Below are 4217 nucleotides of genomic sequence, written 5' to 3' on the forward strand. Positions count from 1 at the left end.
TTCATAGGTTCCCTCGTCGCTGGATACGGCTCCCCGGTCGAACGCGGAGATGCTGACCGCTTTCGGCAGATCGGCATACGGATCTGCTGCCGTCGCGGACGACTCGTTTCCGGACAATGCCGATTGTTCATCCGCTCCCGGATTCGAACAGCCAGTCAACCCCGTTCCCGCAAGCAGGCATGCGGCGGTTGTCAGGGCAGTGAGCATCTTATGTCTTGTTTCCATTCGTAGCCCGACCTCCTGAATTCCGTATCGTATACATGGCCGCCAGAGATGAGCCTGCGATATCGGCCACTGCCGCGCATATGCGTCAGACCCACTCTAACGGTAACATGCCGCAATGAATATCCGAAATCTCTACTTTTTGCGGAAGTGTCTATTTTTTGAGGATATGCCCTTGATCGGCATGCCATATCGTGCTTTCGGCAGCTTTGAACGTCATAGACGTATCAGGGGACTAGCAGCAGATCCCCAAAAGCACTGCGGTCTTTGCCCGAGCCAATCCCGCCCATATACTCCATCCAGCCGCGTCTGCCGGAACCGTCATTGTCATTGATGAGCATAGCAAATCCAAAATTCGAGCCTGGGGCTGCCGTCACGCCAGCCGGCAATAACGCATCCCATGGAATCGCCATTTCATAAGTGGTCGTATTGCTGTTGTCGTCTCGAATGACCGAAGCTTGTGCGTTGCTCAGGCTTGAAACTCCCGAGGCGGCGGTCCATCTCCAGACAACGACATTGGAGGTGTTCGGGTTCAAAGCAATACCGATTTCATTATATCCGAGATTGGACGCCCCCGACTTTCTGCCGGGATCAATAGTGAACTGTATGCTGTCCCCTTTCCATATATCGCCATTCGTATCGGCTTGCACATGAACATCATCCTTTATCGCAACGGCATAATAGAAATAATCGTCATCCCATTGGATAAAACCCGTGCCGCTTAGATCGTTGACTCCTCCCCAGTTGCTCATCTGCACCTGTGACGTTTGATCGATGAGGATTGGCATCGCATCGGACCATTCGCCCGGCGATAATACTCCGTCGATGATTGGCGCAGCAGAAGTTTGCTGCGCGGCGAGGAAGCTGATTCTCCGATCAACAACCGCGCTGACTCCGCCGTTTAATGTGGTTTGAATTTGCAAATCATACAGCTTTGGCTCCGGATTTCCCGGAAACGCATAGGTTACGGTTGCCGTTTGATTGGCCGCGGCGGCAAACGTTTTGTTCTGACTCCCTTGATCCCATGGCGAAGAACCGATAATTTGGATCTCTCCGGATATTCCCGTATTCATATTGTTGTCGATGCTAATGCTGACATGCCATTGTTTTCCTTGCGGCGTTTCCAGCAATTGCGGGTCTACCCGGACTTGATAAGGATCCTTGACCTCTATATTCTGAGCGAAGTTTCCTTCCACATATACAGGCACTTCCGAGATCGGCAACGTTATGATGCCATTGCCGTCAGCGGTTGTACTGCTGCTATTGCCAAACAAATCATACGATGCCGCAGTGGAAGTACCTAAAGTTAACGCGAGATTTTTGGCATCGCCTTTGCTCCATAACACAAGCACGTCTTTTTGATCCGAGTTGCGATAGAATCGGTAAGCCTGGACTTGATCGCCAGCGGCATAGGCTTGAACAAACTCCGATCCTGAAAGCATGTTAGTAAGCGAACGATAAGCCACATAGTTCTCTTTCGCGGACCAAGGCGTACCTTCGTGCTCCCCTCTGACCAGACCGAAATGACCTTCAAGACTTGTCGGCGGTTTAGGGTCATTCTTAAAATCATACCAGAAAACCTTATCTGCAAGGCCGCTGCCAAGTGCCAAAGTATACGTCTTAACGACATTAGCTCCCGACGTTAACTCGCTTACGCCTCTGGTCAAACTTTCGCTGGTCGGCCAGCCTATCTCGGTCACCCATATCGGCTTGGCAGGGCCATAGGCCAGAAACAGATTCTTGATCGACTGTAGACTGGCTACGAATCCACCGTCATCAGGGTTGATCGGATAGGTATAGGGATGAACGGATACGGCATCCATATCATCATATCCGCCTGCCGCCAATACTCTGCTGATCCATCCTGCATCCGCCCCCGATGTGGCGCCGCCTATGACTACCGCATCGGGATTGACCGCCTTGATGGCGGCATATGCCGCTTTAAGCACTTTTGCGTACGCCTCCGGCGAAAGACGATCCGGGTTGCCTCCTCCGATATTCCATTCATTCCATATTTCAAAGTGATCCACCCTGCCTAGAAAGTGTTCTGCCAGCTCGCCCGCATAACGGGCATAGGCTGCAATTCCTTCATCGGTATAAGGCGCCTTGCCATCATCGTAAAACGGATTGCCGTAATCGACAATAAACAAAGGACTGATGCCTTTGGACAATGCAGTGTCCACAAACATATCCCATGCGGGTGGAATGCTAATCTGCCCTTTTACCGTTTCGGCGACTGTCCATCTCGCGTCGTCCCTGATCCACTGGATTCCTGTCTGTGCGATCTGAGTAAGATACGTGTCGACATAATTGGCATCGGTTTTATTAAGCAGATGAATCGCAGTGCCGAATACGCTGCTCGGAGAGCTTTCGCCCGGAGCCGGCGCCCTGCTGAATGGGAAGCTCTCCTGCTCGTTAATATTGCCATTGTCGCCTGTTGCCGTTACCTCCAAAGTATATACGCCGTAACGATCGATAGCCGAGAAGTCCAGATCTTGATCCAGTACCCCGCTCATGGGCACATCCGCATTAAAATTTCCGGTTGCGATCAAGTTATTGCCGGAATCCTTTACGCCGTAATCCACTTGAACATTTTTGATCTGGTTTGTGGAGTTTTTCAGCGTCAGACTCAATATCGCCGGTTCATTAGCCGAAAAAATATGACCCGTTGGTCCATCGATGCCAATAACGAAGTCCTTTGGCTTGAATACGATGTCGTCAAACCAAACGTCGCCGCCCGCATTAGCATCCAACCTGACATATATGCGGATATAGGCCGCCCCAACCGCAAATCGGCTTAGTTCTGTCGTATACTCCGTCCAATCCTGAGTGCCTCCGGTCCCAATCAGCTTCATCGTATCGTGCCAACCCAGAGAATTCATATTGGCATCAATCACTAAAGCGTTTACACTCGCGGCATCCGAAACAGATATGCCGGATGTTTTGATCCAAGTAGACAGCGTATAAACTTCGTTGGATTGTATAGGAATCAACCCGCTTCCCCAATACTGTGTGGTCGTGGCCGCCGTCATGCTCGCACTCTGGTTGCCGTTTCGTTTAACAGCCGTATCCAGACTCCCCCCTGCTCTGGGCGACCATAGACCCGACTCAAAGCCGCCGTTGACCAGCATATTGTCGGATACCTTCAACTCGACGTCATCAAACCATACAGAACCGCTCGAATTGCCATCCAACCTGACATATATTCGAATATAGGCCGTACCAGCTGCAAATTGGCTCAGCTCCGTCGTATATTTCGTCCAATCTTGACTGCCTCCGGTCCGAATCAGCTTCATCGTATTGTACCAGCCTATTGCGTTCATGTTGGCATCAACCATTAAAGCGTTTACACTTGCTGAATCAGAAACGGAGATGCCGGATGTTTTGATCCAAGCCGACAGCTCATAGATGATGTTCGATTCTACAGGTATCAATGCGCTTCCCAGATACTGTGTCGTCGCGGTTGCTGTCATACTCGCACTCTGGTTGCCGTTATGCTTAACAGCCGTGTCTATGCTTCCTCCCGCTCTGGGAGACCATAGACCTGATTCAAATCCTCCGTTGGCTATGAGATTGTCGCCGGAAACAATTGATTCTACCGAATTCGGTGCAGCCGCTTGCGCAGTTTCGGTAAGACCAGCGGGAACTACAGCTTGGAATAACAAAAAGATAACTAAAAAAATGGCTAAACGAACCGTTCTCGTTGTTTCATTCCGCTTACTCGTAGACATCATGTATACCCCTTTCAATTTTGTGTGGTGAGAGAAGAGACAGAACCTCTGCCTTTCTTGAAATCTATTCGTGAAAGTCGAGGCCTGTCTCGATTAGCTTGCAATCTCTACGCTTTATTTAGAAGTTCGCTTTGTTCGCTTCGTACCATTCCTGCGCCTTGACTTCTACTGCTTCTCCGCCCAGACGCGTCCATTCCTTGCGGATTTCCTCCAGTCCCCATGCCGACGTATACTGGCTGCCCTGCATCGTCACCTTGGCGCGAA

The 4217-nt window shown here is 50.7% G+C and carries 2 protein-coding genes; both read right to left on the bottom strand.

Annotation, left to right across the window (positions count from 1 at the left end):
• A partial coding sequence (locus B1748_RS36065) for a hypothetical protein (protein ID WP_143810483.1) occupies positions 1-225 on the bottom strand: 225 nt, incomplete at its 3' end.
• Between the two features lie 224 nt (positions 226-449).
• A complete protein-coding gene (locus B1748_RS36070) occupies positions 450-3953 on the bottom strand; it encodes a sugar-binding protein (protein WP_179216013.1) in 3504 nt (1167 codons plus the stop codon).
• Positions 3954-4217: the final 264 nt, after the last annotated feature.

It is taken from the genome of Paenibacillus sp. MY03, assembly GCF_002165585.1.
GTDB classification, from domain to species: domain Bacteria; phylum Bacillota; class Bacilli; order Paenibacillales; family Paenibacillaceae; genus Pristimantibacillus; species Pristimantibacillus agaridevorans.